This is a genomic window from Planococcus maritimus (genome assembly GCF_001592825.1).
Taxonomy (GTDB): Bacteria; Bacillota; Bacilli; order Bacillales_A; family Planococcaceae; genus Planococcus; species Planococcus maritimus_C.
In genome coordinates, this window is sequence record NZ_LTZG01000001.1 from 89,384 (window position 1) to 114,919 (window position 25,536).

A 25,536-nucleotide genomic window follows, 5' to 3' on the forward strand; every position below is an offset into this window, starting at 1 on the left:
TAAGCAGTCAAATTCATTCAAAAAAGAATGAAAACCGCTCAAATACGTTCATCTATAGGAGGAAAACATCATGGTAGAAAAACAATACACAATTACAGACGAAGCGGGCATCCATGCACGCCCAGCATCAGCACTGGTCGGCTCCATCTCGAAATTCCAATCGAACATCACACTCGGCTTTAACGGCAAGCAAGTTAACTTAAAATCGATTCTCGGTGTCATGTCACTCGGCATTGCATCAGGATCCACCGTGACGATCGCGGCAGATGGCACAGATGAAGAACAAGCAATGGCGAAAATCGACGAAGTGCTAAAAGCAGAAGGCATTTCAAACGCTTAATACTTCGCTTCACGGCATCTCTAATGGATAGCATGAAAAACCCCTGAACGCCGGATTGGCGTTCAGGGGTTTTTCGCATGTTTAGAACGGGTTGGTCGCCCATTGTTTCGACAACGGGATAAAAATGCGCGGATTCAATTTCAATTGCGACACGATGTATTCCGCAATGTCCTCTGGCTGCATGAATTTTTCTTTTTCCTGTTCAGTTTCATTGCCCGTATCAGTCATGCTTGTCACAACGCGGCTCGGCGCCATAGCGAAAACACGGATATTATCTGGGCGCACTTCCTGCATCAAGGATTCGCTCATGCCGAGCACGGCGAATTTCGATGCGCTATAGGCGCTTGAGCCTTTTGTGCCTTTGAGTCCTGACGAAGAAGAAATATTGACGATATCGCCGCCTTGTTTATCGACCATTTGCGGCAGCACCGCTTTTGTCATATGAACCATGCCCATCAAATTGATATTGAGCATATTTTGCCAGTCTTCGGTTTCGAGTTCCATGAATTTGCCGTATTTCCCGACTCCTGCATTGTTGATGAGGATATCGATTGTGCCGAGTTCGCCCGTCAATTTCTCAACGGCCGCTTCGACTTGCTTCGGATCCGACACATCGGCCACCGCAAATTCAGCACGCCCGCGCAACGAACGGATTTCTTTCGCCAGTTGTTCAATGTCTTTTTGGGTTCTCGCGATCAACCCGACGGCCACGCCTTCATTGGCCAGTGCCAGGGCAGTTGCCCGGCCGATGCCTCGTCCCGCTCCTGTAATAATTGCTGTTTTTTCCGTTAATACTTGTCCCACTATATTTTCCGCCCTTCAGGTAAATGATTTTCTCTGCCCTAATCTTTGCCCCTAAATAGGCGCCGCTAAACCGGGCGTCTGCCTGAGTGGTGAATTTTTTCAAGCGGCCTTAGTTTTGCTTGCGAAAATAATCCAGCAATCCTTGTGCACTGACGTGTAAGTCCATGTCAATATAAGGCATGACGCGGTGTTCCGGCTCAACGCCACTATCAGCTAACTGCGCCATAACCTTCAGCTCCAGACGTTTTGCCAATTGCTCCGCCGATTCATCGTGTTGATAGGCTGCAGCTCCCGCTTCCATAAACACCTCGAGCCATTCGAGCACTTGGCCGAGCGCTGCCTGCGGATGGACCGTAGCGCCATAATGTCCGAAATAAAGCACGTCGAGTTGCTGCTTTTGCATCCGTTCAATGGAAGCTCTCATCGCCACGGGGTCGAATTGGTTCGGCGAAGTGGACGGCAAGTAAAAATCGATGCTGTCTTCGATCAACTGCGCGTAGCGGATGCCCGCTGTATCTCCTGCAAATACCCCATTTGATACAGGGTCAAAAATGCCGAAGTGGTGCTTGGCATGTCCCGGCGTGTCCCAGAATTCGAGCGTGCAGTCTGGACCGATGCGCAAGACATCGCCCTCTGTTTTCACTTTGATGCGGTGTTCCGGCACCGGGACAATCGGATTGAACAAATCATCGAATTTGTCTCCGTATACGGCGCGAGCCCCAGCGACCAGTCGGCCCGGGTCCGCGAGATGCCTGGCGCCTTTCGGGTGGACGATGAGCGTGGCGTTCGGGCAGTCTTGCAATAATAAGCCCGCTCCCCCGGCGTGGTCGAGATGGATGTGTGTCACGATAATATAGCGGACTTCATCGAGTGAGCGCCCCAGTTCTTTTAGTCCTTGTTTCACATGCTCCACCGACGGGCTTGGACCAGTTTCGATAATGGTTAATTGCTGCTCCACCAGGACATAACTGCCCGTGCGCTGTTCGAGTCCGAGATCGAAGCCGTCGATCAAGTAAATCCGGTCGTTTAACTGGCTGATTGCCATGCAAGCACCCCTTTCTGTTTGTCTTCAGTCTATCAAATCCTGGTTTATGCCAACAGCGTGTCACGAAAAAAGCCGCCAGGATGCATGGCGGCTTTTCATCTTAAATCTTAATTGTTGCTCGGGCGATAGGAAGTCAAGGGAATATCTTCATAATCTTCTGGGTCCAATGAATAAACGCTATCATCCGCCACACCTTCTATGATGCCCGTCAAGCCTCTTTCCACCGATTTAACCAATTGACCTTTTTCTTTTTGCCCGAGCGACTGGGTTTGGCCGCGCACTTCGAATAACACCGTACCGCTGCCATTCAATGCATAACTGCCAAGTGCGGTGCCCGGCAAGTCGAGCCCTTGTGAATAAAGGGAGATATTGGTGAATTTCGAATTGCCGTAGGACTGTAGCTCCTCATATGCCGCTACATTCAACTGGCGGGAAAAATCATAGTTGTAGCGGTCTGCATAATCGCTGTATTTGGCCCCTTCAGCACTGGATGGATCCGGGACAAATTGCGCCGATAGCGATAAGGTGACAGGATCCGAGCTGCCATCAACATAATACATTCCTTGGTGATGCAGGTCGATAAAGACGTCAACGGTGCCATATTCCGCTTGCAGCGATTGATAGACGTCGCGTGACACTTGGGCTTCTTTTGTGATAAACCAGCCGGGTTCGCTCGATGCGCCAGGGAAGTCTTCGGCTTTAGGCACGTAATTCAAATCTGGATTGAAATCACGATTAACATCAAAACCTGGGTTGGCACCGTAGTCATAGCTTTGGCTAATGCCGCGATCCAAGTAATTCCAAGACGGGGAGGCTGCAGAGAGTTCCGGGTAATCTGCCACGACATCACTCCACGTCATGCTGTTGCGGCGCTTATCGCCTTCTGATGCATCCGGATTCATCATCGGCATGAAGACAATCGTCACTTCCTCGCGCAAGGCTTTTGCCGTTTTCGAGTTGCCGGATAAGGTTTTCAACATATTTAAAATGGCCACAGTGCCGGTCTTTTCATTGCCATGAATCTCACTTTGGATCAGCAGCACTTTATCGCCTGTCCCGACAGTCGCCGTATAAATGTCACGGCCTTCGAATGATTGGCCTGCGACATCAACGGAAACCGAGCCTTTGCTAGCGGCTTCGATGCGTTGGAGTTCTTTTTGCAACTCTTTGTAATCGATAAAACCAGAAATGGCATTGTCGTGATGGTGTTCTGTCGGCTGTGCAGGTTCTGCTGCTTGTACAGGCATCGCAAGCATCGCACAAAGCCCCGCCATAGTCATTGTTTTGAATATGTGTTTTTTCAACTATCCCCACTCCTTTTCTTTGAATAGGCCGAGTATAGCAAAGCTTGTTAGGCTTGCCTATAGTTGTCAGAAATTTCAGTGCTTTGGATATATAATCCATGAAGCTTGGGAGCTCCCGCTCGTTACCATTGCCAGGGGGGAAATCTCGTGTTTGCTACTATTCATCATTTCGTAAGACGAAATACCTGCATCGACCTGTTGGCTACTAAGATCGCTGGCCTTACAGATTCAACCACACATCAGTAAATAAAACCCGTGCGTTTCGGTTTCCCTATTGACGGGGTTCAGCTACAGTTAAGACATAATCCTAGAACGGAGGTTTTCTAAATGAAAGATTCCCTACATTTACAAGACAGCACCAGCTGGTCGCAAGATATGGTGCGGAGCACGTTGCCAAAACGAACGCAAGACGCCCACAAAGGCACGTTTGGCACGGCCTTATTGGTTGCTGGCGGCCCAGACATGCCCGGCGCCGCCTTGATCTCAGGGCTCGGCGCGTTGACTAGCGGCGTCGGGAAACTGGAAATCGGCACATATCGGGAAACGATCCAAAGCATTGCTCACGCAGTACCGGAAGCGACTTACGTGCCGGATGCGCTGGCACAGATCGCTAATGGCAGCCATTCGCTCGCATCGTACAAAGCCATTGCTTGCGGTCCTGGAACAGCACCCGATGCTTTGACCGAAGCGGCGATTGACAGATTACTGAGGGCTCCACATCCTCTTATACTAGATGCAGGTGCATTGAGTGCGCGCAGCTATGCCAAAAGAAGCGCTCCGCTCATCTTGACACCGCACGCCGGCGAATTCAGCCGGATCTCTGGTTATTCTATAGAACAGATTACTGAATCTCCTGGAGCCTGTGCTTCGGCGTTTGCCGAAAAACATGACTTGACGATCGTGTTGAAAGGTCCCCGAACGACGATTGCTTTTCCGGACGGCGAACGGTTTGACAACCCGACAGGCAATGCCGCCCTTGCTAAAGGCGGTACGGGAGATATGTTGACAGGCATGATGCTCGGCATGCTGTGCTGCCACGACAACTGGCGGCATGCTGTTTTGAATGCTGTCCATTTGCACGGGGCGTGTGCGGACGAGTTCATTAAAACGCGCTCTCCCCACACGATGCTTGCGCATGATATCGCAGAGCTGTTGCCGGAAGTATGGAAACACTACGAGTGAGCCAATGTTCGAAAAGTCGTCACATGCGTCAAAGCCCGGGTGCACACGGGCTTTGGCTGTTTTATCGCACTGAAACGGCTGGCCCATTCGTTTTTCAGAAACGCAGAACCGTCGCATTTTCCGCTATAATGGTAAACAATAGACAGCAGCATTTCCATACAACTGGAGGGTTTTTACCATGAACAGAGACTGCAAAGGATCCAGACTGTGAGCTATGTACCGATTTTTCATTTAACTGTGCCCGCAGTATGGGTAGCTGTGTTATTGGCGGCCGCTGTAGCCAATCTACTGATGCGCGTAGCGGTTAACCAAAAAATGGGCGACTGGTACTGGAACGCTTTGGCATTTTACATCCTCGTGTGGAAGCTCAGCTACATCGTCTTTCATTGGCAGCATTTTCTAGACATGCCCTTATCCCTTCTTTATTTTAACGGCGGACTGTATGGCCATTTGCTTGCGACAGCCTTTATCATCGGTTATTTGTTGCTGGCACAACGAAAACACGCCGCTTTAGCAGAACAGGCGGCCGCTTCATGGTTATTGTTTTCTCTGGCATACCAGTCCATCCTGCAATTCCTTGAAGCGCAGTGGATGCAAGCAGCCTTTCAAACCCTGCTCTTCATAGTGGCAATCGTATCTATCCGTCTGTTAAGAACACGGCAAGACGTTCCGAACGGCTTGTTGTTTGGCGCGCTATTCACAATGGAATTGCTCATTCTTAGCACATTCGGCCCGCTATGGACTTGGCAAAACGCGACGCTTGCCACTGTTGGTGCGGTTACGATTGCCATGTACAGACGTTTTGAACAGAAAGGACCGAGCATATGATTAAAAAAACCATTATTGGCCTATTGCTCCTTGCAGCAATCGCCATTATTGCCATCAATTTCTTTAAAGAAGATGCACAGCCGGTCGATACAAGCTCCTCTTCCGCAAACGCGCAAGACGAGTCTGTGACGGAAGGACTGTCAATAGGGCAGGCAGCTCCTGATTTTACGTTGACAGACCAAAACGGCGATACAGTCAAACTTTCTGATTACCAAGGCAAGAAAGTCATTTTGAACTTCTGGGCTACTTGGTGTCCGCCTTGCCGTGCCGAAATGCCGCATATGCAAGAGTTCCACGAAAACAATGCGGACGGCGACGTTGAAATCCTGGCTGTCAACTTGACCGCACAAGACAACGGCGAGGAAGCGATTCAATCATTTATTGACCAATTCGGCTTGACGTTCTCCATTCCCATGGACGAAACCGGCAGCACCGCCCAAACGTATCAAATACGTACCGTGCCGACCACATACATCATCGATTCAAAAGGTGACATTGCCCAAAAGATTGTCGGACCGATGGACGAACAGGTTATGAAAGACCAGACGGACAGCATCGACTAAGCTTTTTTGCAGTTTGTCTAGCAGGAGGGTTTAAGGAAAAGCCATTTGCGGAATACTAGAAACAGGACTTGTAATGAAATGGAGGATTTTTTCATGGAACTTGATTTAGCGAAAGAACAATTGCCATCGACACAATCGAAAGTGAACGAACACACACCCGACCACATCAACCAGCAAATCGAACGGGAAACAGAAGCCTCGGTCAATTATTTTAAACGCCAAGGCGAACACGATATTCAAGAACGCATCAAAGAGCTGGATCGCGAATGGGATACAGAACGCCTGCTCGAAGTGAATATGGCATCCATCGCATTTGTTTCTTCGTTATTGGCAGTACGTGCCAATCGAAAATGGGCTCTGCTTGCTGGAGCTTCTAGTGCCATCCTCATTCAACAAGCGCTTCAAGGCTGGACACCGGCAATCGCGCTGTTCCGCCAGATGGGCATTCGCACCGTCGACGAAATCAATCGAGAAAAAAAGGCTTTGCAAAATTTATTGAATAAACCTGAATAACCAAAAACCCCTAAGCCTTCCCGCTTAGGGGTTTTTGGTTACAGCCTCTTTATCACTTGGTGCAGCAGCAAGCGATTTGTTTTTCCGCAACCAGCCTTTAAACAGACGGTGCAGCGGCAGCTCCAGTTTGAAATGTGCCCATATCCCAAAAAACATCATCAAAGCGATCAGAACCAGGCTCATGCCAACATCGCCGAGGACTTCGTGCAAGCCGACCTGATCCATCCATTCCGAGAAAACATCGAGCACCACATTGTGCACAAGGTAAAGCGCAAAAGCGGCATTGCCAAGTTGATGAAACAGGTTAGGCATGGTGACGTCCTGTTTCAAATCGACCACACCTAGGCCGATCAACAATAGCACGATGGAGAGACTAGCGCTCATTTCAAAGCTCATTGCCATGAACGGATTCAACGCATTCATCCAAGTTACCGGAAAACCAATCAGCCCTAATAAAATGAATAAGTATGCCGCATTAACCGGAATAGTGACATGGAGAATGAGCCACGCACAAAACACTCCCGCAATGAACATCAAATTATAAGAAGCAAACAAAAAATCGAAGAGAAAATGGTCAATATAAACAACGCCGATAATGCCAAATAGGGACAGGATTCCCCAGGCGGTAAAAAGCGCCTTTCCTATCCAACGGGGGCTCAAAAATAGAAGAGAAAACATGAGGTAAAAATAAATAGTGTATTCCAAGGACCAAGCAACGATCAAAAACGGATCTTGCCATTCCGGATTCGGGATTAGAAAGACAGAAGTCAAGATGACGGCCACATCCCGCTCCGCACCGGTCGCAAACCACGGCAACAACAAAGCTAAGACCAAAAACGCCAAAGTCACGGCCCAATATAGTGGGTAAATCCGGATGAAACGATTAATCAGAAAATCCGTTAATTGTCCTTTTTTACCGAACTTATGTCGGTAGATATAATAGGCCATAAAGCCGGATAATGCGAAGAAATAATAGACACCACCGGTCAACGGCAAAAAAGCAAGATTCCCCATATTGAATCCGTAATAATCCATCATCGTCGTCGATAGATGGTGCAGCATGACCAATACAGGCACCAATGCCCTGGACAATTGAATCAACACGAGCTTTCTTCTCATACCCCTCCCTCCTCCACCAAAGATTCACGCGCCTGCTTAAAGACCTAAATTTATCGGTTATTATCAGAAAATTAAAAAATTTATAGACATAATATACCACGTTTACGCTAAACTACAAGCATTTGTCCCTGTAGACTAATGGTTTTTTTGCTTACATGACCAAATAAAAAAGCCCAGAAGCCTTGGTCGGCCCGGGCATTATTTACTGCCGCTCTTTTGCAATTGTGATGCCAGTCGTTTGAAGTGTTTCAAGCAGTAATTGATGCATAATCGCATAGCCTTCTTCGTTCGGGTGAATCGAATCCAGCCAAATCGATGGCACTTTCCCCATTTTTCGTGTATTGGTGACCAAAATGCCATTCGAGCCGATTGCCGAATTCCATATGTGGAATAAGAGATTGGTAAAACCGAAATACTGTGCTTCTTTTTTCATCGAGTTGTATAAACTGTTTTGGACAATGAGCACGTGTTTGTTATTTTGTTGGATAGCTCCATAAATATCCAATAAATTGCGGCGGTATTTTCTTTTCAATGGAACAAACTGGCGGATCAATTCACTTACGCCGCCTTCCCGGTATTGACGCAACAAGTCATTGCCCCCGATATTTAGCAAGACAACATCCGCTTGTGCCAACTCCTCCCGCCAATGGCCAGCCCGCAGCCGTTCGACAAGTCCATCACTCGTTAACCCATTGATGCCAAAGTTCAGCACTTCACTGTCTGGGAAACTGTCTGCCAAATGTCTTGCGATTCCGCCTTTCGTCCCGTAGCCATATGCTACCGAATCACCGAGAATGACAATTTTATCGATATGATGCGGCTTATTCACATTGCGTCGTTTACGTCTGAATGCCTTTTTGTCCAGCGCACTCGCCAGGAATTTCTTACCCACTCTTTTGTACGCCCCCCTTAAACTTGTATCCCTCCACTTTATCATGTTTCACGATCTCTTTCCTTTTTGCCGCTTGTATGCATACGGTCCTAGAGCGAACGGGTATGGAGGGATAGAACACTTAGGAGGGATTGCGATGGATCTGCTTTATCTCATTGTAGGCATGGTGATTATTACTTTCACATTGACCGATTTTATCTGGACGACTTTATGGGTTGATGGCGGCGCAGGGCCATTGACCCGCACGCTCACTACCGCTTACTGGACACTTCATAAACAAGCAAGCCGAAACCATTTCACACTCATGAGCCTCGCGGGGCCGATGATTTTGGTCTTCACCCTGGCGACGTGGATCTTCCTATTGTGGGCGGGGTGGACTTTTATTTTTGCCAGTTCTGGAATGATTGTCGATACCAAAGATGGCGGCCCACTCTCATGGCTTGAATATGCCTATTTTGCAGGGTATTTAATTTTCACACTTGGTAATGGCGAATTTGCCCCGGAAGATGGCATCTGGCAAATCGTGACGATTTTCGCGACGGGGACCGGCATGCTTTTTATCACTTTTGGCGTGACGTATTTATTACAAGTACTGAGCGCCGTTTCGGAAAAGCGTTCGCTCGCTTCTAGCATCAGCGGCATTGCCAAAGATCCCGCTTCATTCGTTAACGCATCATGGAACGGGAAAAATTTCGACAATTTGGATCTGCTCCTTGATACGTTCGCAAACGAATTAAGCCACTCGGTGTCGCAATATAACGCATATCCTGTACTCCATTATTATCGCAGCTCGACACACGACCGCTCACTGCCGGTCAACATCGTAGTGCTCGATGAATCTTTGACTTTTCTGCAGTATGGGATTCCTAACGAGATTCAGCCTAATACCTTATTGATGCAGGAACTCTCAAGTACCATCACCAGTTATTTGGATACCTTGCATAGCTCATCCATCGATGCCTCTGCTGTATTGCCACCACATCAAGTGCTGGCTACTCTCGACAAGGCGATCCCGACTGTCGAACCAGAAAGCTATGCAACAGCGATAGAATCACTTGAATGGAGAAGGCGAAAGCTTTTGGGGCTTCTCGAGATGACGGGGGAACAATGGCCTGGCACAACTCAAAAAACCAAATGAAATGAATGGTTGAATAAACAAGAATAGCCTTTGAGAACTTTCTAGACAGAGTTAAAGAAATACTGCGTGCACATGGCGCTGTTTTACATTTCCTGCTTTTGTCGTTTTTTCCAAAAGATTTGAAGAGGGTGTTTTAATTGTTGCGTTTCAGGGAACAATTTGAAGGATGAGATTTTGAAATGGGAGGCTATTTAATGCAAACAACAATTCCTGCTTTATTGACAAAAGAAGATTTCACCAACCGCACCGACTTGCCCGACTGGTTGCTGCGCGAATACAAGACCTTTCATGAGACGGTGACCGATAAGACCTTTCCGTGTTATTTCGGGAGAAGCGGCGAATTAAAAGGCGAGCTCCGCTATGCATACATAAGCCAGGACGACTGGTCAAACTTGCCCGGAGCCGTTGCGGAATTTCTAACTTTATTTGAAGACCCAAAGCATAAGCGCCACGGGCTGTTCGTGTTTGTGGAACCGTTCGCATCTGAAGGGCAGCTAGATGCTTACCGCAAGCAGTTCTGGGAGATCCTCCAGTATCTTCACGACATGGACGATACCGAATGGCCAGAACAAGCGCCACGGGACCCCGATCATTATTTATGGGATTTTAACTTCAAAGGCGAACCTATTTTCATCTTTGGCAACGCACCTGCCTACAAACAACGCCGCACCCGCCATCTCGGCAATTCGATGGTGCTCGGTTTCCAGCCGAGAAGAATATTTGAAGGGCTGACCGGTACTGAAAAAGGCGGCATCATGTCGCGCGAGAAAGTTCGGGAACGTGTGGAGAAATGGGATGAATTGCCGACTCACCCGGACATTAGCCATTTTGGCGATCCGGAACACAATGAATGGAAGCAGTTTTTCATCGGGGATGATGTGGAACCGGTCAAAGGCAAATGCCCGTTTTCACATAAAGAACTTTAACTAAAAAGCGTCCGCACGGTTTTCCCGTGCGGACGCTTTTTTCTGCTCATCTTTTATTTTTCTGCCGCTCTTTGAACTTCTTCACCGTAGCGCCTTTTTCGAGTTGCAATTCGTCCTCGACGCCCTGGATCTCGTGTTCTTTTCCTTCAATCTGAGAAACCAGGCGATTTACCACTTGCTGGGCAAATGGCTGTGAAATGGATGGCGGCTTGACGGCAGTCAAACCGGAATTCTCTCCACCTTCTGCCGCCCCTAATGCCACGATGCTGATCTCTTTAGGGACTTTGAAGCCAGCGCTAACCAAGGAATTGAATAATTGCTGTCCCTCTGCATAGCTCGCCACCACAAACGCACTAGTCGGTTTTTTGAATGAACGCAATTCACTTGCTATGGTATCAAAATCAGACCCATTTTGCGTCGAGTGGATGCGCTTTTTACGCAATTTCAATTGATGATGTGCCAACGCTTCGTAATAGCCTTGAAGCTTTTCTCCGCTATCCGCCACATCACTCCCCACCCAAGCGATCTGCTCGTGGCCTTTCTCAGCAAGATGACTAGTGGCAAGGAATGCTGCTTTGCGGCCATCAAATGGTTTCTCTTCGCCGACTGTTTCTTCTGCTTGCAAGAATGCGGTAGTTTCATTTAAATACTTCTTGAATTCATCAGCCAGGCTGCCCATTCCAATCACGCCGACTGCCCCGCTCACTAAAGCTTTGCTGTCTTCCATCGATTCACTGCCAGTCAAAGCATGGGCCGCCAACCGGTAGCCGGACGCCTGGGCTGTTTCAGTAAATTCGCGAATGCGGCAGAAATCATCAGCTGCGCAATCCTTCGAAAACAGCAATATAAGTTGCTTGGAAGCTTCAGGCGCCGCATGAGGCGTGCTGGCATTCCCGTAATTTAATTCGGCAAGGGCCTGCATCACTTTGTCATAAGTTTCCTTCTTAACTTGCTCAGGCCGGTTCAATACGCGTGACACTGTCGTTTGAGAGACTCCTGCATGCCTTGCCACTTCTGTAGTCGACACCATTTTCATCATCCTTCCTATTCATTCATTCGTTGAATACACTATACCATATCAAAACGAGATATTCACCCGGACATTCGAAATTGTATTCCCGCACAGAAGTCGGCAAGCCTTTTGAAACAGATATTGACCAATTTATTTATGAATAAAATTATTCATAAATAAATTCTTGTTTGAATAAATATAATTTATTCAATTAAAAACCAGCTCCGCAACAACTCAGAGCGAGCCTTCTCCGATGAATAAATTTTATTCATTCTAGTGGCGAATTATCAAAAATGAAAAAAGCGTACAGCAATCGCTGCACGCCTGAGTCGTTATTCTTCTATAAAGAAATTATTTCTATGCCATCTGAAATAAGGAATGTTTGCCTCATCCGCTGCGATGCGCAAGTTTTTCTTCAAGCCATAACGGCCCGCTAATGGTTGGAGCTCTGCTGACATCCTAAGCGTGCCGGCTCCGGTAAAGGAAATCTGCCCGCTTTCATAAAGCGCCGCATGGTTGGCGCATAATAACACGCCATTCGCAGGATCGATTCGCTCTGCATCATTGCTGTCTTTCCACGCTTTGCTATATACCGCTTTCAGCAGTGCGAGATTGTCAAGGCCGCAAATGGCGCATTTATTCTCCCAGCGCTCCAGTTGCAATGCTTTAAACTGGCTTTTCAACTCCCTGAATTTAAGCCGCAGCAAGTATTCAGAATCCATCATCCAGGCAGTCAAGGAATTGTATTTTTCCTCACGCACGGCATCGTAAACAAATTCCAATTGCTCGATATTGCGCCATTTTGATGACGATAATAATTCCAAAAATACCAATGCTAATGATTCATTGCAAGGGAATACATAACCTGAGTTTCCGTTTCCGTCTGGCTGGAAAGCGGAATATTTGAGTGGCAGATAATCTGCCACTACTTTGATGCACGACGCAATTTCCAACGGGGTGTCCAGCTCCAAGTATTCACAAGGCGCAAGCCATTCAGCTTGTGGCGTCCCTTCCGACTGAACGCGCGCATCTTCTTGTATAGTGCCAACCGCAACGAGCGCGCCCCTGACATAATGGAAGGTGCGGTCCCCTTTTTGCAGCGAGTTGACCCGCTCCCATGAATGCGGCGTGGCTCCCGATTTATCTTTCTTAGGCGCCCGGACTATCCCGAGGCGCTTTTCTTCTCTATAGGTTTCCCCCTGCATGACGATGTAGCTATTCATTACGTGCCTCCTGACAATTGCTTTCTTCTATTCTACCATCATTTCGCCATTTCCGCGCGGGCGCACGGCAACCTAAGCGAATGGCGGACAAGAAAAAACCATCCCCTAAAAGAGAATGGCTGTTAAACTGCACGTGCGATCCGGCCAGGCGCAGCCGCTTTATACCAGCTATAGCAAAAAAGGACGATGAGCGCCAAGTCGATGCCATCTCCTCCATAATACATGATCAATGCCCCCATTTCCCCGTCCCTGGTCGCAACTCCAGTGGGCGGCGCGGCATAAAGGGTTTTCGCCAACACTTTATGGGCCGCAAACGCCATTATGAGGACGACAGCGCGCAAACGGAAAGAATGCCGGTGAACTGTCAAGTCTGCGTATAGAATGGACCAAGTGAATACATAACCGGCCAACAATACATGAATATGAACCAATGCATAAACCCACACTGACTGGTGCATCCATACAAATAAATCCGTCCGGTAGAGAATAAATAATCCCCCGAAATTCAACAACGCGGTCATGACGGGGTGGCTGACGATTAAAATGTACCGGCTATTCAATAGTCGACTCAAATGCCGAGCAGGCTTTACCGGCAAGCTTCTCATCAATAATGTCAATGGTTTGCCGTATAGCAATATTAAAGGGGCTAGCATGCCGAGCAGCAAATGCCCTGCCATATGGGCGGAAAAACTTCGATGTGCTGCGTCCGCTAAAGGGCTTGCCAATGAAATGCCGGCGGCTGCCACGCCACTAAACCAAAACAAGTACCGGCGCAGAGGCCATTGTTTATAGCGTCTATTGGTCCAGGCGGCAAGCGCCGTATACAATAGCAAGGACCCAGCGAGCACTACAACCGTTGCCAGCGGAAACCACAACACTGCGGGGCTAAGATGATGATGTAGCATCGCTTTATACAGGCCGCTCTTTCTTGGCCGATTCCGCAAGGGCGATCCCCGCGATGAGCAGGGCAGCGCCAAACAAATTCCAACTCAAGTCATAAGGCCAGAGCTCGACATGATAGCGGACTTGGTGAACCTTGAGCACCTTATGGTCGATGATGCCGTCAAATAACTGGAAGGCCCCGGAACCGATCAGGATAGAGGCTATCCAATACTTCATGCGGACCGCTTGGCGCCGTTTCAAATCTGCGAACAGGAATAGCCCGCCAACCGCCGCAAACCAGGCAAAAGAATTCAACAAGCCATCTGCTAAAATGCCGATTTGCGGTGTCGCTAAATCATAGAAATGATGCCATTGGAGCAATTGATGAAAAATGACTTCGTCGATAAATGCCATCGAGCCGATGCCGAATAATATGCCGGACCACAAACTCCGTTTATTGAGTGCGTGGGTCGACTCGCCTGCGGCTGCCTGTTCATTACTTGCCATGTGCTGCCCCTCCATTCTTTTTTCTGCTGATTCATTGAAAAAAGAGCCTCTGGCCAGACTCTTGACTCAGCGTCGATGCGGTTGCCATATCCGATCTCCGTTTCTTCTAACTTCGGCACGATTGCAGGAAAGAACCCGCCCATTTTCGAAGAATGGCCTTCATCAACTAGGCCCGTCGATCGCCGAAGGCCAGAAACTCTTCTCTATAAATGCTGCTGTTATTGTGAATTATAGGGACTTCCCGCCAGAAGTCAACCAATTAATTGCCAATTCCTGTCGTTTGACCGCGGCTCATCCTAAGCTCGAATCAAACGAGAATAGAGCAAAGCTTATTTCCCGAATGCTTACTGCCATAGGCTTTTGAACAGCTGCCTTTTCTTGCTTGCCAGCTTTCTTTTGAAACAGGTTTGGAAAACGATGATTACAGGAATACTACAGAAAGCATATGTGTACTACTCATCATGATTTCCCTGTTATAATGGGAGATATTACTGAAGGAGATGATAGCGATGGAAATGGGAACAATTAAAGGTTCGAGCATGATGGTGAAAGTGGTGCGTGCCCTAATGGAAGAAGGCTGGTCTTTTACACCGAACGAAGTGGACATCATCGTCCGCGCCGAGCATCCTGAAACCGGCGAATCCATCTCCTTCCCTTCTTTTGGCAGCCTGAAAATGTGGCTTTACGAAAAAGGGCTTAGCTATTAACTGAAAAAGCTGTCCCGTTGCCGAATCGGCAGCAGGGACAGCTTTTTTTGGGGTCATTTTAATTTCGTGATTGGCAATTCGACATATGTCGTAAGTTTACACGGATGCTTCAAGAATTTCCGGCTTTTTGCATAGTGAAGCATTGACGCCTTGTTTTCTTAGTTCGGAAACGATGGCGCTGTTGGTTTTTCTGCACGCTTCATACGATTCATCGAACATTCTTTTCAACTGCTTCAATTGATTGGATTGACGGTTCATTCGACACACCCTCCACTCGGATGACTTCCTAAACAAGTATACAGGGCAACTATGAACAAACTATTAACAAATGGCAAAAACTTTTCAAACCAGCGATTTTTATTTACTGCGTGATAACTGAGCGAAAGATCGGTTCAGCCGTCTGTACTAGCAAAAAAACCGCCTTCAAGAGGCGGTTTTTTCGATTACATGCGCAAGCTAATGCCAGGGCCAACCGGAATGCCGGTCAAGGCAAAGACGATCAGCATGACGAGCCAGACGCCAAAGAATATGAGGCTGTATGGCAGCATCAAGGAAATCAAGGTACCGAGCCCCGCCTTTTTATCGTATTCACGCATGAAAGCGAGCACAATAAGAATATACGGATTGAGCGGCGTGATGATGTTCGTCGATGAATCCGCAATGCGGAACGCCAATTGAACGAACGCTGGATGGTAATCCAATAGCATGAACATCGGGATGAAAATCGGCGCCATCAATGCCCATTGAGCCGACCCACTGAAAATCAAGAGATTCAAAAGGGCTGCAAGGACGCTGAAGCCGACCATGATCGGCAAGCCTGTCATATTGATGCTCGTCAAAAATTCCGCACTATTGACGGCGAGCCAAATCCCTAAGTTGCTCCAGTTGAAATAATTGATAAACTGGGCAGCGGCAAAGATCAAAACGATATAGCCGGACATGTCTTTGATGGCATCGCCCATATAGGCAGGGATATCTTTTGATTCCGTGATTTTCTTCACGGTGATGCCGTAAGCAACCGCTACTGTAATGAAGAAAAATAAGATAATTGGCACAATTCCAGACAGGAAGGGAGACGGAATGATGCCACCGCCTTCATTTCTGACAGGAGAACCTGGGAAAAACAACAGCAAAGCAATCAAGCCAATATAGACAGCTGCAGCTAATAAAGCGTTTCGCAAGCCCTTATTTTCCTGCTTGGTTACCGGCTCAAACGATTTCGTGTTTTTGCCGGTATATGTACCGAGACGCGGCTCGATCAATTTCTCTGTTATGAGTGCCCCAACGATCGCCATGATAATGACAGATGCACTCATGAAATACCAGTTATCGACTGGGGTGACGACCATCGTATCATCGATGGCTTTGGCGGCTTCGGTCGAAATCCCGGACAGTAGCGCGTCCGTTCCGGTAATCAGGATGTTGGCCGTGAAGCCGGCTCCCGTCCCAGCAAATCCTGCCGCAAGCCCTGCAAGCGGGTGTCTGCCGACTGAGGCGAAGACCATGGCAGCTAGTGGCGGTACGAGGATAAAGGCAGCATCTGAAGCTAAGTTCCCCATGATCCCCGTAAAAATAACGGCGTAAGTAACTAAAGATTTCGGTGCATTCAGGATGGATTTTTTAATGGCGGTTTCCATCAATCCGACGCGCTCTGCCAATCCAATACCAAGCATCATAACGAGTACGAGGCCGAGCGGCGCAAAGCCGGTGAAGTTATTGATGGTCTCGGCTAGGATATAGCGGATCCCTTCTCCCGAGACAAGACTTTGAATCGCCAACTCCTCACCTGTTCCTGGATGGACGACCGTCGTTCCGAGTGAACTCACTAGCCATGACAGCAAGACGACAAACACGGCTAAGTATACAAAAATGAAGAATGGATCAGGCAAGCGGTTGCCCCACTTTTCAATAAAATTCAAAAATCCTTTTTTGTCTTGTTGTTCAGTCGGTGTTGTCATTCCCATTCCTCCCTTTTCGTTTTAAGCCTCAAACAATAAGCGATACAATTTCCGTGGACGTCCGCGACGCCCTGATTCTTCTCCCGCCACTTCCGCAAGCCCAATGCCCTCGAGCTCAGTAAGAATTCTGCGCGCATTGCGTTCAGTGCTATTCATCCACTGCGATAATTCCAAGGCGGTGAGTTCGTCTTTGGCGTAATAGCGAGACAATGATTCAATGCGGGCGATGACGGTTTGGCTGATCGCTGCGCCTTTTAATGCTTCTTGCCATTTCGATTCGGAACTGCGGCGGCTATAACGCAAGCGCTCGCCAGATGAGTTAATTTCCGTGACGGTTCCGCCTTCGTCAATATTGATGACTACGCCGTTCTCTTTTTCTCGGGCATAGTCCAGTGCCAGCCGGACGTTCTGCTCAGATTCCGTGACGGTCCGTCCATAGCCGATGCCAATGCGGACTTGGAATTTGCTGTTGGTAAAGATTTCTTCCTTTACTTCTTCCAAGTGGTGGGATTTATTGTATAATTCCAGTTCACCACGAGTCGTGTAGATGAAATAAATGCCATTGCCCATGCCCACTTTCGAGCCTTTCACTTCTTCAGCAAAGTCAATCAGAACACGGTTCACTGCCAATTCCTGCCGTTCAATCTTGAACGGTGTCTTGCGCTGCTGGGACAGGCTTGGATAAATGATTTCGACCCCAATCATCGCCAATTGTTTCATGCGGTACATATCGGATAAGCTTCTTTCCTTAATGACTGAAATCGCACGATGTGCCGCCAGCTCCGATACGCTGATCCGGTACACCGGCACGCCCCGTTCCTTTAAGCCTTTATAGACAGCGTGGACGCAGGTGAGCGCTGCTTGTATGTGCCCGGACCGGTACAAGTTTTCGTGATAGTTGATTAATTCTTCAGAAGGAATATAACCGAGTTCTGGGGCTGTATAGATTCCCATTTTTTCCAAATCGAAATCTTTGAGCATTTTCAAGACTTCCTGGCGTGCCACAGAATCGACGCTGATACTTGATAAGACAGCACCTTCTTGCATAAAGGCATCGAGCATCGTTCCGAGCAGGCTTGACCCATGCAACAAAATATAATCCCCGTGATTTGCGTCGATCAATTGTTCTTTCAAGGCAAAATGATAAGGGGCAGGCCCTGAAAACAACCAATGTCCGATGCGCTCAGAATGTTGATTGATGATGTTTTTCGTTTCTTCAGTATGCTTATAAATGAACGGGATGAGCTCGATGCCTTCTAAAGCGGCAGCCGCTTTCATCGTTTCATTGACCGAATCCTTTGGCCCAACTAATCCGACTTTAACGATTTCCGTCATTTGAAGTCGCCTCCATCAAAAAACGGGCCAGTAATTCGACGCCCATCTTCAAATCTTCTGCGCTGGCGTATTCATCGGGGTGGTGGCTCAAGCCGTCTTTACAAGGGATGAACAGCAAACCACTCGGCCAACTTTGTGCCATATTCATAACGTCATGCCCTGCACCACTGTCCATCCGGTGGGCCGTGTAAGCTTCGCTGACACCGGCATCAGCCAGTCGCCTTGCGACTCCATCATCGAGCAAGACAGAGGGATTATCGACCAGCACTTCGATATCAATTGTCACTCCAGTTGTTTCTTCGATGCGCTTTGCTTCCATATGTATCGCGTCTGTCATCTTCCGTTTAAGCCCATCGTCCACACTGCGGATATCGACTCCAGCTGTGACGGTTTGCGGAATGACGTTCATCGAGTTTGGCGAAGCCGTTAACGTCGATACCGTCGCAACTAGGGCTTTCCCATACGCATCGTTCATCTGCAAGGCCGTCTCTTGAACGAATGAAATAAACGGCGCGGCTGCGGCTAATGCATCTTGTCGATGATCCATCGGCGTCGTTCCGGTATGGCCGGCTTTACCGTTGAACGTAACCGCCAAACGAACCGGACAGGCCACTCCTTTGACGACTCCGTAATCTTTTTGATGGTTGAGGATATGCATCCCTTGTTCGATATGCAATTCCACAAAACAATTCAACTGTTCTTTCGACCGCTTGGCGTTCAACAAATCCTGCCATACGAAGCCCTGGCTTTCGACGGCTTGAGCGAGCGTTATGCCATGTTGGTCTTTAAGTTCGCCGATGGATAGGTCCAACAATCCACTCATTGCTTTACTGCCAATCGTTGAGACGCCAAACCGTGACGATTCTTCCGAACGGAAACAAATGACTTCAATCGGGCTTTGCGGTTCGAAATCAGCTTCTTTTAGCATTTTGATAGCTCCAAGTCCGCAGACGACACCGGCCCCGCCGTCAAATGCCCCGCCATTTGGCACCGTATCAAGATGCGACCCTGTCGCAACCGCTGCGCCGCCGCCCACTACCTCCCAGCGTGCAAGGGCATTTCCTGCAGCATCTTCCGTAACCGCAAGGCCCAGTTCTTCAGCAATTGCCTTAAAAACTTCGATCGCTTCGGTTTCTTCCGCCGTATAACCTTCCCGTGTAAAACCTTGCTCTCGGACCAGTGAATCACTCAAATTCATCCTCAGCAATTGTTCAATCAGCCACTCTCTCATGTTTCCCGTCCTCCTTCAGCAAATGTTGGGTCGTTCGGATTAAAGTTTCCAATCCTGCCGACAATGCTTGTTCCTCAAAATCAAAACGCGGATGGTGATGACCTGCTGGCATAGGACTGGCAAAAATCATGAAGGTCGCTTGGCCGCCGCGTTTTCGGACGCGCTCCATCATATACGTCACATCTTCTGAAGCGCCAATCGGCAAATGCGGCACGGTGTTCACCCGTTTCGACGAAGCACAAGCCCGCTCCACATTTTTTGCAAGGTCAAGGTCTGCAACCGCTGAGATTGCTTGGCCCATGCGTTCAATTTCCAGCTCGACCCCGTACATCGCCGCGCTCGCTTTTAGAATGCGCCACGCATTTTCTTGCATGTATTCATTCAACGCATTGGTCTCGCCGCGCGTTTCGATCTCCATCAAAGCTTGATCGGCGATGATATTGCGCCCTGTCCCGGCTTGAAAAGTCCCGACATTGACGCGTGTTGCCCCGTCTTTATGGCGCGCGATGCCGTGCAAGTGCAAAGCTGCCGATGCCCCGGCGAGCAAGGCATTGCGCCCGGCATTCGGCTCTAGTCCGGAATGCGCGGACTTGCCGGTAAATGTCGCATTGAGTTTGGAACTTGCTAAAAACTGTGATGTCGCAGCAGCGACTGTTCCACTGGGCAAATCGTGGATGCCGACGTGGCCACTCAGGAAATAGTCAGTATGATTCAGCCAGCCTTTTTCGACTATGGCCTTCGCTCCCCTGCCGCCTTCTTCAGCTGGTTGGAACAAAATGGTATAGGTGCCTCGCAGATTGTCTTTCTCACTCGCTAAGTATCTAGCCAGTCCAAGCCCGATCGCGGCATGACCGTCATGGCCGCAAGCGTGCATCATGCCGGGAACTTGCGAGCGGAATGCGAGCTCGGCTGGCACATGCTGTGATGTGGCGTCTTCATCAATCGGCAAGGCATCGATATCGAAGCGATAGGCGAAATTTGGCCCTGGCCTGCCGGTGTCCAACACTGCGGCTAGTCCAGTATGGCCGCCTTTCATCCGCTGCATGAACTCGCCCGGCACTCCGTAATCGAGCGCGCGCCGTTCTTGCTGTTCTAAAAACTGGTCGTCCGGCACGCCCATGCGTTCATCGCTTTTTAATAGGTCGGTGCCGAAATAGAGTGCCAATTCCGTTCCGGTTAATTGAACGCTTAACTCATAAGTTGTCACATATTCCGCAAATCCGATTTCAGGATAGCGATGCCGCTTGCGCCTTTGTTCGATAAGATACGGTTCGATTTCTTCCATGAATCGGTCAATAGCATCTGCCACGTCGATTCCTCCTATTCATTCAATTCCGCGAGCACATCAAGCGCTGCTTGTGCCATCAAGCCAGTGCCGACTGATAAGGCCTGTTCATTGATCATGAAACCGGGATCGTGAAGTGGTTTTTGCTCGTCTCCAACTGATGTTCCAAGCCAGTAATAGACGCCTTCGTATTTTTTCAGGAAGCGCCCGAAATCTTCACCTGCCATGCTGCCGATCACTTCGGGCACAGCAGCTTCGCCCAATTGTTTCTTTGCGGAGGCGCGGACTACTTCCGCCCAGCGTTGCGTGTTAACGGTCGCCGGATAGCCGTCCGAATAGTTGATTTCACACGTGCCGCCCATCATTTCAGCTGAGCCTATAACAATTTCGTGGAAACGTTTTTTTAATAATTTTTTCGTGTCATCTGACAGCGAACGAATTGTGCCTTCAAGTACAACACTATCTGCCACCACATTGTAACGGTAGCCACCGGAGATCTTGCCGATCGTAATGACGCCAGAATCCATCGGGTTGGCGTTTCGGCTGACAATGGTCTGAATCGCTGAGATTACTTGATTGGCGATAACAATGGCATCCACCGTTTGATGCGGCATCGAGGCATGGCCACCGGCACCGTGAATTGTTACTTGAAAACGATCCGAGTTCCCCATGATTGGCCCGTTAATCACACCGACTTGCCCAGCAGGAAGCCCTGGCCACACATGCTGCGCAAGCAATACATCCGGTTTGAAACGGTCAAAAATGCCGTCTGCCATCATTTGTTCTGCCCCGCCAGTCGGCGCATTTTCTTCTGCAGGCTGAAAGATAAGTAAGACTGTACCGGCTATCTCCGCTTTTTGCTCTTGCAGTAATTTTCCAACCCCCAGCAACATGGCGGTATGTGCATCGTGTCCACAGGCATGCATTTTCCCATCAACTTTGGACTTGAACGGAACATCCGCCTTTTCCGTAATTGGCAAAGCGTCGATATCGGCACGCAAGCCGACTGTTTTCCCAGGCCTTGCCCCTTCAATGACAGCCAAGATGCCCGTCTTTGCATATCCAGTGAAATAGTGGATGCCGTATTCGTCGAGTTTTGCTTGTATTTTTTTCGAGGTTTCCGTTTCTTCGCCGCTCAATTCGGGATGTTCATGTAGATCTCGACGAATTGCGCGAATGTCTTCAAATAATTGTTGTGCTTGTAGTTTCATAACCGTCACCTGCTTTTTGTATTTAAGGAAATAAACCTTAATCATTCCGTTAATAGAGAGTGTACCGTATATTGCCATCAACTTACTAGCCCCTTTTTGATTTTTCTGAATATCCGTACAATAAAAAAGAAGCCCCCACTATTGCGGAGGCTTCTTTTAATGCCGTTTTATTATTGTTATGTGGATGTTTCGTATAGTGCCACTAGCTGATTTTTTCTCTGTTCGATGGTAGAGAAAATCGAAAAGTCGTGCACCTCATTGTATTTGACGCCAAGCGTTTCCAGATATTCTGCCAGTTCAGTATAGAGTTTGTCATAAATTTCGATAAATGACGGATCGGTGAGCTCGCTGATCGTTTTCATATGGTCATTGGCCTGTTCCGTTTCGTTCGCTTGCCGCAGGGCATACAGTTCGCTTAAGGAATGGATTATATGACGAAATGTCGCTGTGATATGCGAGGGCGAGAAACTTTCTTCCTTTTTCGCTAGAACAAAAGGCAAACTTTTCAAAAACAAATCTGCCGAACCTTCCAGCCTATAGCGAATGACCGAACTATGGACCTGGCAGAAATACGTTTGCCAGCATTGGTAACTATCGCTTTTATCCAACTCTCTCCATTCTTCATGGTGTCTTATGTCCATGTTTTGCTTAAAATGTTCGATCGTCCGGCCAATAACGAAGGCAATCAACGGAATCGTTTCTTCTCCGGAAAGTTCGATGCCGATAATGCTTTTGACGCCAAATGGATGATGGACCGCTTTCTTTCCATCAAATTCATCGTCCATGATGCCGTATTCGGTAAAAATCGTATGGCTGAAATCCTTGCGTTCATTGTAAAAGATGAGAAGTTCAATCTTGTCTTTGAAATTGAACGGTTTGTACGCTGTTTTGGCCCGTTTAACCATTGCCGGAATGTCCATTGCCGGCTCTCCTTCAGTCAATTCAATATAGCGGATTCCTTGCTCCGTAGTCTTCAATGGTTTAACTCCTTCTCTTCATGTCCATTATTCGCTTGTTTTTAAATTTCCCATTTGCTTTTAGTCCACCTTATAGTAAGAAAAACCTTTTCGAAAACACAAGCCAGGTTTTATCGCCTTTTTACCCTACACGAGCTTTTTCCTAGTACCAGTCTGAAAAATCCTCACATGGTTTCCTCGTGTTTTCGTTATAGTTAACTGTACCATTTGATGTGCTTAGAATGAAATTTAATAGTCTTTCAGCACCCTAATTCACTGCTTTGACACATTATTTCTGTTTTTTAGTCCTTTTTCTCCCATTTAGGTCAAGACAGTCCGCATAAAGACAAATCCATCATTAACAATTTCCGCTCATCTAATCAAAGGATGAGCCCTTTTTTATTTCTTCCTGAAAACCCGCTAAGGTTGTTTCATGGTTTTTATTGTGGCTATAATAACAGAAACAATGGGCACAAAAATTGATAGTAGGAGGCGCTCCCATGAATGATACAAGGACTGGCTGGAACTTGCAGAATAGTTATGCAAGCCTGCCGAAAACTTTATATGCACCGATGCAAGCCAATACAGTCGCAACTCCCAAATTAATCTTTGTCAATAAACCCTTAGCTTCAGCTCTCGGCTTAGATCCAGAACAGCTAGATGGCCCCTTTGCGCTTGATGTTTTTGCCGGCAATCGATTTCCCGAAGGTAGTTTCCCGCTTGCCCAAGCATATGCCGGCCATCAATTCGGCCAATTCACGATGCTTGGTGACGGTCGCGCGATTTTAATCGGCGAACAAAAAACGCCAACTGGTGAACTGTTTGATATTCAATTGAAAGGTGCTGGGAGGACTCCTTTTTCCAGAAGCGGAGATGGCCGGGCAGCACTCGGTCCTATGTTGAGAGAACACCTTATTAGCGAAAGCATGCATGCACTCGGCATTCCATCGAGCCGCAGTCTCGCTGTAGCCACTACAGGCGAGAAAATCCAGCGCTACTCTGCAGAGCCTGGTGCCATCCTGACACGAGTAGCTTCTAGCCATATTCGTGTCGGCACTTTTCAATTTGCTGCAAAATATCGCTCGACGGAAGACCTGAAGGCGTTAGCGGATTACACCATTGAACGCCATTTTTCGGATATTACAGGGTCAAATCGCTATATCGAACTATTCCGCCAGACAGCACAGCGGCAAGCTTCCCTTATCGCGAAATGGCAGCTTGCCGGTTTTGTCCACGGCGTCATGAATACAGACAATATGGCGATCAGCGGAGAAACGATCGACTACGGGCCGTGCGCTTTTCTCGACCACTACGATGAATCGGCGGTGTTCAGCTCGATCGATGCCGGCGGACGCTATAGCTATCGCAACCAGCCACTTGTTGGAGGATGGAATTTGGCGCGCTTTGCGGAATCCTTATTCCCACTTTTGGATGACATTCCACAACAACAAGCTTTGTCTTCCATGCAAGATGCGCTCGAAGAATACGTAAGCTTGCAAAAGCAATTGTACCTAACGGGCATGCGAGAAAAACTCGGCTTGTTTACGGAAACACCAGAAGATGAACACCTGATCGACACCTTGCTCGAATTAATGCAGCACAAGCGAGCAGACTTTACCAATACTTTCCGAGCCTTGACCTTCGAAGCCGTTGAAGAGCCAGCATTGGCAAACGACCCGGCTTTTAAAGAATGGCACAATCGCTGGACAGCCCGCCAACAGCTAGAGGGGCGTTCAAAACAAGAAATTCTGGAACTCATGAAGAGCAAAAACCCAGCTGTCATCCCGCGCAATCACCGAGTGGAAGCTGCTCTCGAAGCTGCTGCGCAAGGCGATTACAAAGTGATGGAGAAGTTATTGGATATCCTTCGAGATCCCTATGCTCATTCAGACGAGCAACTGCCCTTTGCTGCACCGCCGCCACCTTCAACACCGCCATACCAAACTTATTGCGGCACATGAAAATGGAAAAATCCCCTGCCGAATAGGCAGGGGATTTTCTCGGTTCGCTTACTGGTCCTCTGTCACTTCAGTGACGCTAACCATTTTGACTTCGCTCATTTTGAATTGGTAATAGGTGTTATGGTCGCCGATAAATTCACGGAAATCATCCGCATCCAATCCGCTAACCGCTTGTTTTGGGGTGTCGGCTTCGACTGTGCTAATTGCTTCGACGCCTGCACCGAAATGATAGACGACTCGAAATTTTTTTGTTGGTTCCATAATAATTGGATTCCTCCTCAAATGCTTATCTGTTATAGGTTTACCCGATTTTTTACCGCGTATTCACATCCATTGCGATTTTCTCGTTTGTGGTGAATTTTTCACATTCGCTTTACTTGGTAAGAGGTTTGCCGTACACTTTAGCCATCGGGAAAACCCGACACCAAAAACCGCATACCGTTTTTCTGCACTGGGGGTGCATATTTTGCTGAGATGAGAGCTTTTGCTCCGATCCCTTATAACTCGATCAGGTTAGTACCTGCGTGAGGAAGTGCGGTGACTTTCCAACATGACTTTGAAATATGGAATAGTGGCTGCATCTTCACGGATGCGGCTTTTTTGTGCATATTTTT

The 25,536-nt window shown here is 48.1% G+C and carries 26 protein-coding genes and 1 riboswitch; of the genes, 9 read left to right on the forward strand and 17 right to left on the reverse strand.

Annotated elements, in window-relative coordinates; all coding sequences use genetic code 11:
* Positions 1–70: 70 nt before the first annotated feature.
* Entirely contained in the window at positions 71–340 is a 270-nt protein-coding gene (locus AY633_RS00475; protein WP_068485566.1) for a phosphocarrier protein HPr, read from the forward strand.
* A gap of 81 nt (positions 341–421) precedes the next feature.
* Here the strand turns inward: AY633_RS00475 and AY633_RS00480 are convergent, their stop codons facing one another.
* From AY633_RS00480 to AY633_RS00490, 3 genes are all read right to left on the reverse strand, one after another.
* On the reverse strand, positions 422–1,144 hold the full coding sequence (locus AY633_RS00480) for a 3-ketoacyl-ACP reductase (RefSeq protein WP_068485567.1): 723 nt from the start codon (positions 1,142–1,144) through the stop codon (positions 422–424).
* A gap of 109 nt (positions 1,145–1,253) precedes the next feature.
* Positions 1,254–2,189 carry an MBL fold metallo-hydrolase gene (locus tag AY633_RS00485; protein WP_068485570.1) on the reverse strand — a complete coding sequence of 312 codons (936 nt, stop codon included), beginning with the start codon at positions 2,187–2,189 and terminating at the stop codon, positions 1,254–1,256.
* 107 nt (positions 2,190–2,296) lie between these two features.
* Entirely contained in the window at positions 2,297–3,436 is a 1,140-nt protein-coding gene (locus AY633_RS00490) for a M14 family zinc carboxypeptidase (RefSeq protein ID WP_253183167.1), read from the reverse strand.
* 384 nt (positions 3,437–3,820) lie between these two features.
* On the opposite strand from AY633_RS00490, the gene AY633_RS00495 reads away from it, so the two are divergent.
* From AY633_RS00495 to AY633_RS00510, 4 genes are all read left to right on the forward strand, one after another.
* Positions 3,821–4,675, forward strand: coding sequence for an NAD(P)H-hydrate dehydratase (locus AY633_RS00495; protein ID WP_068485572.1), 855 nt, complete (start codon positions 3,821–3,823; stop codon positions 4,673–4,675).
* Positions 4,676–4,912: 237 nt separating this feature from the next.
* Complete coding sequence (locus tag AY633_RS00500) at positions 4,913–5,503, forward strand: hypothetical protein (RefSeq protein ID WP_260804390.1); 591 nt, start codon at positions 4,913–4,915, stop codon at positions 5,501–5,503.
* A complete protein-coding gene (locus tag AY633_RS00505) occupies positions 5,500–6,066 on the forward strand; it encodes a TlpA disulfide reductase family protein (RefSeq protein WP_068485575.1) in 567 nt (188 codons plus the stop codon). The genes AY633_RS00500 and AY633_RS00505 overlap by 4 nt, the downstream gene beginning before the upstream one ends.
* Positions 6,067–6,159: 93 nt before the next feature.
* Positions 6,160–6,579 (forward strand): DUF2892 domain-containing protein, encoded by a 420-nt coding sequence (locus AY633_RS00510; protein WP_068485577.1) that lies wholly within the window; start codon positions 6,160–6,162, stop codon positions 6,577–6,579.
* A 24-nt stretch (positions 6,580–6,603) separates the two neighbouring features.
* Here the strand turns inward: AY633_RS00510 and AY633_RS00515 are convergent, their stop codons facing one another.
* On the reverse strand, positions 6,604–7,698 hold the full coding sequence (locus AY633_RS00515) for an acyltransferase family protein (protein ID WP_068485579.1): 1,095 nt from the start codon (positions 7,696–7,698) through the stop codon (positions 6,604–6,606).
* 202 nt (positions 7,699–7,900) lie between these two features.
* On the reverse strand, positions 7,901–8,590 hold the full coding sequence (locus tag AY633_RS00520; RefSeq protein WP_068485581.1) for an SGNH/GDSL hydrolase family protein: 690 nt from the start codon (positions 8,588–8,590) through the stop codon (positions 7,901–7,903).
* A gap of 136 nt (positions 8,591–8,726) precedes the next feature.
* Between AY633_RS00520 and AY633_RS00525 the strand changes: the two genes are divergently transcribed.
* Positions 8,727–9,728 (forward strand): ion channel, encoded by a 1,002-nt coding sequence (locus AY633_RS00525; protein WP_068485583.1) that lies wholly within the window; start codon positions 8,727–8,729, stop codon positions 9,726–9,728.
* A 194-nt stretch (positions 9,729–9,922) separates the two neighbouring features.
* Positions 9,923–10,654 carry a YqcI/YcgG family protein gene (locus AY633_RS00530; RefSeq protein WP_068485585.1) on the forward strand — a complete coding sequence of 244 codons (732 nt, stop codon included), beginning with the start codon at positions 9,923–9,925 and terminating at the stop codon, positions 10,652–10,654.
* Between the two features lie 46 nt (positions 10,655–10,700).
* Here the strand turns inward: AY633_RS00530 and AY633_RS00535 are convergent, their stop codons facing one another.
* The 4 genes from AY633_RS00535 to AY633_RS00550 form a co-directional block, all read right to left on the reverse strand.
* Positions 10,701–11,684, reverse strand: coding sequence for a LacI family DNA-binding transcriptional regulator (locus tag AY633_RS00535; protein WP_068485587.1), 984 nt, complete (start codon positions 11,682–11,684; stop codon positions 10,701–10,703).
* Positions 11,685–11,998: 314 nt separating this feature from the next.
* Positions 11,999–12,889 carry an HNH endonuclease gene (locus AY633_RS00540; protein ID WP_068485589.1) on the reverse strand — a complete coding sequence of 297 codons (891 nt, stop codon included), beginning with the start codon at positions 12,887–12,889 and terminating at the stop codon, positions 11,999–12,001.
* A 122-nt stretch (positions 12,890–13,011) separates the two neighbouring features.
* Positions 13,012–13,767, reverse strand: coding sequence for a cytochrome c oxidase assembly protein (locus AY633_RS00545; protein ID WP_260804391.1), 756 nt, complete (start codon positions 13,765–13,767; stop codon positions 13,012–13,014).
* A 31-nt stretch (positions 13,768–13,798) separates the two neighbouring features.
* The gene (locus AY633_RS00550; protein ID WP_068485593.1) at positions 13,799–14,278 is read right to left on the reverse strand and encodes a DUF2243 domain-containing protein; all 480 of its coding nucleotides are present in this window, start codon (positions 14,276–14,278) and stop codon (positions 13,799–13,801) included.
* A 509-nt stretch (positions 14,279–14,787) separates the two neighbouring features.
* Between AY633_RS00550 and AY633_RS00555 the strand changes: the two genes are divergently transcribed.
* Positions 14,788–14,985: a hypothetical protein gene (locus tag AY633_RS00555; protein ID WP_068462427.1), complete on the forward strand. Its 198-nt coding sequence runs from the start codon at positions 14,788–14,790 to the stop codon at positions 14,983–14,985.
* Positions 14,986–15,081: 96 nt separating this feature from the next.
* On the opposite strand, the gene AY633_RS16515 is transcribed toward AY633_RS00555, so the two are convergent.
* The 7 genes from AY633_RS16515 to AY633_RS00585 all read right to left on the reverse strand — a co-directional run bounded on the left by AY633_RS16515 (position 15,082) and on the right by AY633_RS00585 (position 22,982).
* On the reverse strand, positions 15,082–15,243 hold the full coding sequence (locus AY633_RS16515; RefSeq protein ID WP_171900892.1) for a hypothetical protein: 162 nt from the start codon (positions 15,241–15,243) through the stop codon (positions 15,082–15,084).
* A 185-nt stretch (positions 15,244–15,428) separates the two neighbouring features.
* On the reverse strand, positions 15,429–16,943 hold the full coding sequence (locus tag AY633_RS00560) for an AbgT family transporter (RefSeq protein WP_068485596.1): 1,515 nt from the start codon (positions 16,941–16,943) through the stop codon (positions 15,429–15,431).
* Positions 16,944–16,964: 21 nt separating this feature from the next.
* A complete protein-coding gene (locus AY633_RS00565) occupies positions 16,965–18,278 on the reverse strand; it encodes a helix-turn-helix domain-containing protein (protein WP_068485598.1) in 1,314 nt (437 codons plus the stop codon).
* Positions 18,262–19,509 (reverse strand): M20 family metallo-hydrolase, encoded by a 1,248-nt coding sequence (locus AY633_RS00570; protein ID WP_068485600.1) that lies wholly within the window; start codon positions 19,507–19,509, stop codon positions 18,262–18,264. Before AY633_RS00570 ends, AY633_RS00565 begins: the two co-directional genes overlap by 17 nt.
* Positions 19,490–20,818 carry an amidohydrolase gene (locus AY633_RS00575; protein ID WP_082799152.1) on the reverse strand — a complete coding sequence of 443 codons (1,329 nt, stop codon included), beginning with the start codon at positions 20,816–20,818 and terminating at the stop codon, positions 19,490–19,492. The genes AY633_RS00570 and AY633_RS00575 overlap by 20 nt, the downstream gene beginning before the upstream one ends.
* An 11-nt stretch (positions 20,819–20,829) precedes the next feature.
* The gene (locus AY633_RS00580) at positions 20,830–22,005 is read right to left on the reverse strand and encodes a M20 metallopeptidase family protein (RefSeq protein ID WP_068485601.1); all 1,176 of its coding nucleotides are present in this window, start codon (positions 22,003–22,005) and stop codon (positions 20,830–20,832) included.
* 176 nt (positions 22,006–22,181) lie between these two features.
* Positions 22,182–22,982, reverse strand: a complete 801-nt coding sequence (locus AY633_RS00585) for a hypothetical protein (protein ID WP_068485604.1) — start codon at positions 22,980–22,982, stop codon at positions 22,182–22,184.
* A gap of 479 nt (positions 22,983–23,461) precedes the next feature.
* Between AY633_RS00585 and AY633_RS00590 the strand changes: the two genes are divergently transcribed.
* Positions 23,462–24,922 carry a protein adenylyltransferase SelO gene (locus AY633_RS00590; RefSeq protein ID WP_068485606.1) on the forward strand — a complete coding sequence of 487 codons (1,461 nt, stop codon included), beginning with the start codon at positions 23,462–23,464 and terminating at the stop codon, positions 24,920–24,922.
* A 48-nt stretch (positions 24,923–24,970) separates the two neighbouring features.
* On the opposite strand, the gene AY633_RS00595 is transcribed toward AY633_RS00590, so the two are convergent.
* Entirely contained in the window at positions 24,971–25,183 is a 213-nt protein-coding gene (locus AY633_RS00595) for a hypothetical protein (RefSeq protein ID WP_068485608.1), read from the reverse strand.
* 182 nt (positions 25,184–25,365) lie between these two features.
* Positions 25,366–25,470, forward strand: a riboswitch (TPP riboswitch).
* Positions 25,471–25,536: the final 66 nt, after the last annotated feature.

Bases quoted from the DNA above. Each gene is read 5' to 3' on its own strand.
- AY633_RS00475 (WP_068485566.1), top strand. From the start codon at position 71: ATGGTAGAAAAACAATACACAATTACAGACGAAGCGGGCATCCATGCA.
- AY633_RS00485 (WP_068485570.1), bottom strand. From the start codon at position 2,189: ATGGCAATCAGCCAGTTAAACGACCGGATTTACTTGATCGACGGCTTC.
- AY633_RS00490 (WP_253183167.1), bottom strand. From the start codon at position 3,436: ATGCCTGTACAAGCAGCAGAACCTGCACAGCCGACAGAACACCATCAC.
- AY633_RS00495 (WP_068485572.1), top strand. From the start codon at position 3,821: ATGAAAGATTCCCTACATTTACAAGACAGCACCAGCTGGTCGCAAGAT.
- AY633_RS00505 (WP_068485575.1), top strand. From the start codon at position 5,500: ATGATTAAAAAAACCATTATTGGCCTATTGCTCCTTGCAGCAATCGCC.
- AY633_RS00510 (WP_068485577.1), top strand. From the start codon at position 6,160: ATGGAACTTGATTTAGCGAAAGAACAATTGCCATCGACACAATCGAAA.
- AY633_RS00515 (WP_068485579.1), bottom strand. From the start codon at position 7,698: ATGAGAAGAAAGCTCGTGTTGATTCAATTGTCCAGGGCATTGGTGCCT.
- AY633_RS00525 (WP_068485583.1), top strand. From the start codon at position 8,727: ATGGATCTGCTTTATCTCATTGTAGGCATGGTGATTATTACTTTCACA.
- AY633_RS00530 (WP_068485585.1), top strand. From the start codon at position 9,923: ATGCAAACAACAATTCCTGCTTTATTGACAAAAGAAGATTTCACCAAC.
- AY633_RS00535 (WP_068485587.1), bottom strand. From the start codon at position 11,684: ATGGTGTCGACTACAGAAGTGGCAAGGCATGCAGGAGTCTCTCAAACG.
- AY633_RS00540 (WP_068485589.1), bottom strand. From the start codon at position 12,889: ATGAATAGCTACATCGTCATGCAGGGGGAAACCTATAGAGAAGAAAAG.
- AY633_RS00550 (WP_068485593.1), bottom strand. From the start codon at position 14,278: ATGGCAAGTAATGAACAGGCAGCCGCAGGCGAGTCGACCCACGCACTC.
- AY633_RS00555 (WP_068462427.1), top strand. From the start codon at position 14,788: ATGGAAATGGGAACAATTAAAGGTTCGAGCATGATGGTGAAAGTGGTG.
- AY633_RS16515 (WP_171900892.1), bottom strand. From the start codon at position 15,243: ATGAACCGTCAATCCAATCAATTGAAGCAGTTGAAAAGAATGTTCGAT.
- AY633_RS00560 (WP_068485596.1), bottom strand. From the start codon at position 16,943: ATGACAACACCGACTGAACAACAAGACAAAAAAGGATTTTTGAATTTT.
- AY633_RS00565 (WP_068485598.1), bottom strand. From the start codon at position 18,278: ATGACGGAAATCGTTAAAGTCGGATTAGTTGGGCCAAAGGATTCGGTC.
- AY633_RS00570 (WP_068485600.1), bottom strand. From the start codon at position 19,509: ATGAGAGAGTGGCTGATTGAACAATTGCTGAGGATGAATTTGAGTGAT.
- AY633_RS00580 (WP_068485601.1), bottom strand. From the start codon at position 22,005: ATGAAACTACAAGCACAACAATTATTTGAAGACATTCGCGCAATTCGT.
- AY633_RS00590 (WP_068485606.1), top strand. From the start codon at position 23,462: ATGAATGATACAAGGACTGGCTGGAACTTGCAGAATAGTTATGCAAGC.
- AY633_RS00595 (WP_068485608.1), bottom strand. From the start codon at position 25,183: ATGGAACCAACAAAAAAATTTCGAGTCGTCTATCATTTCGGTGCAGGC.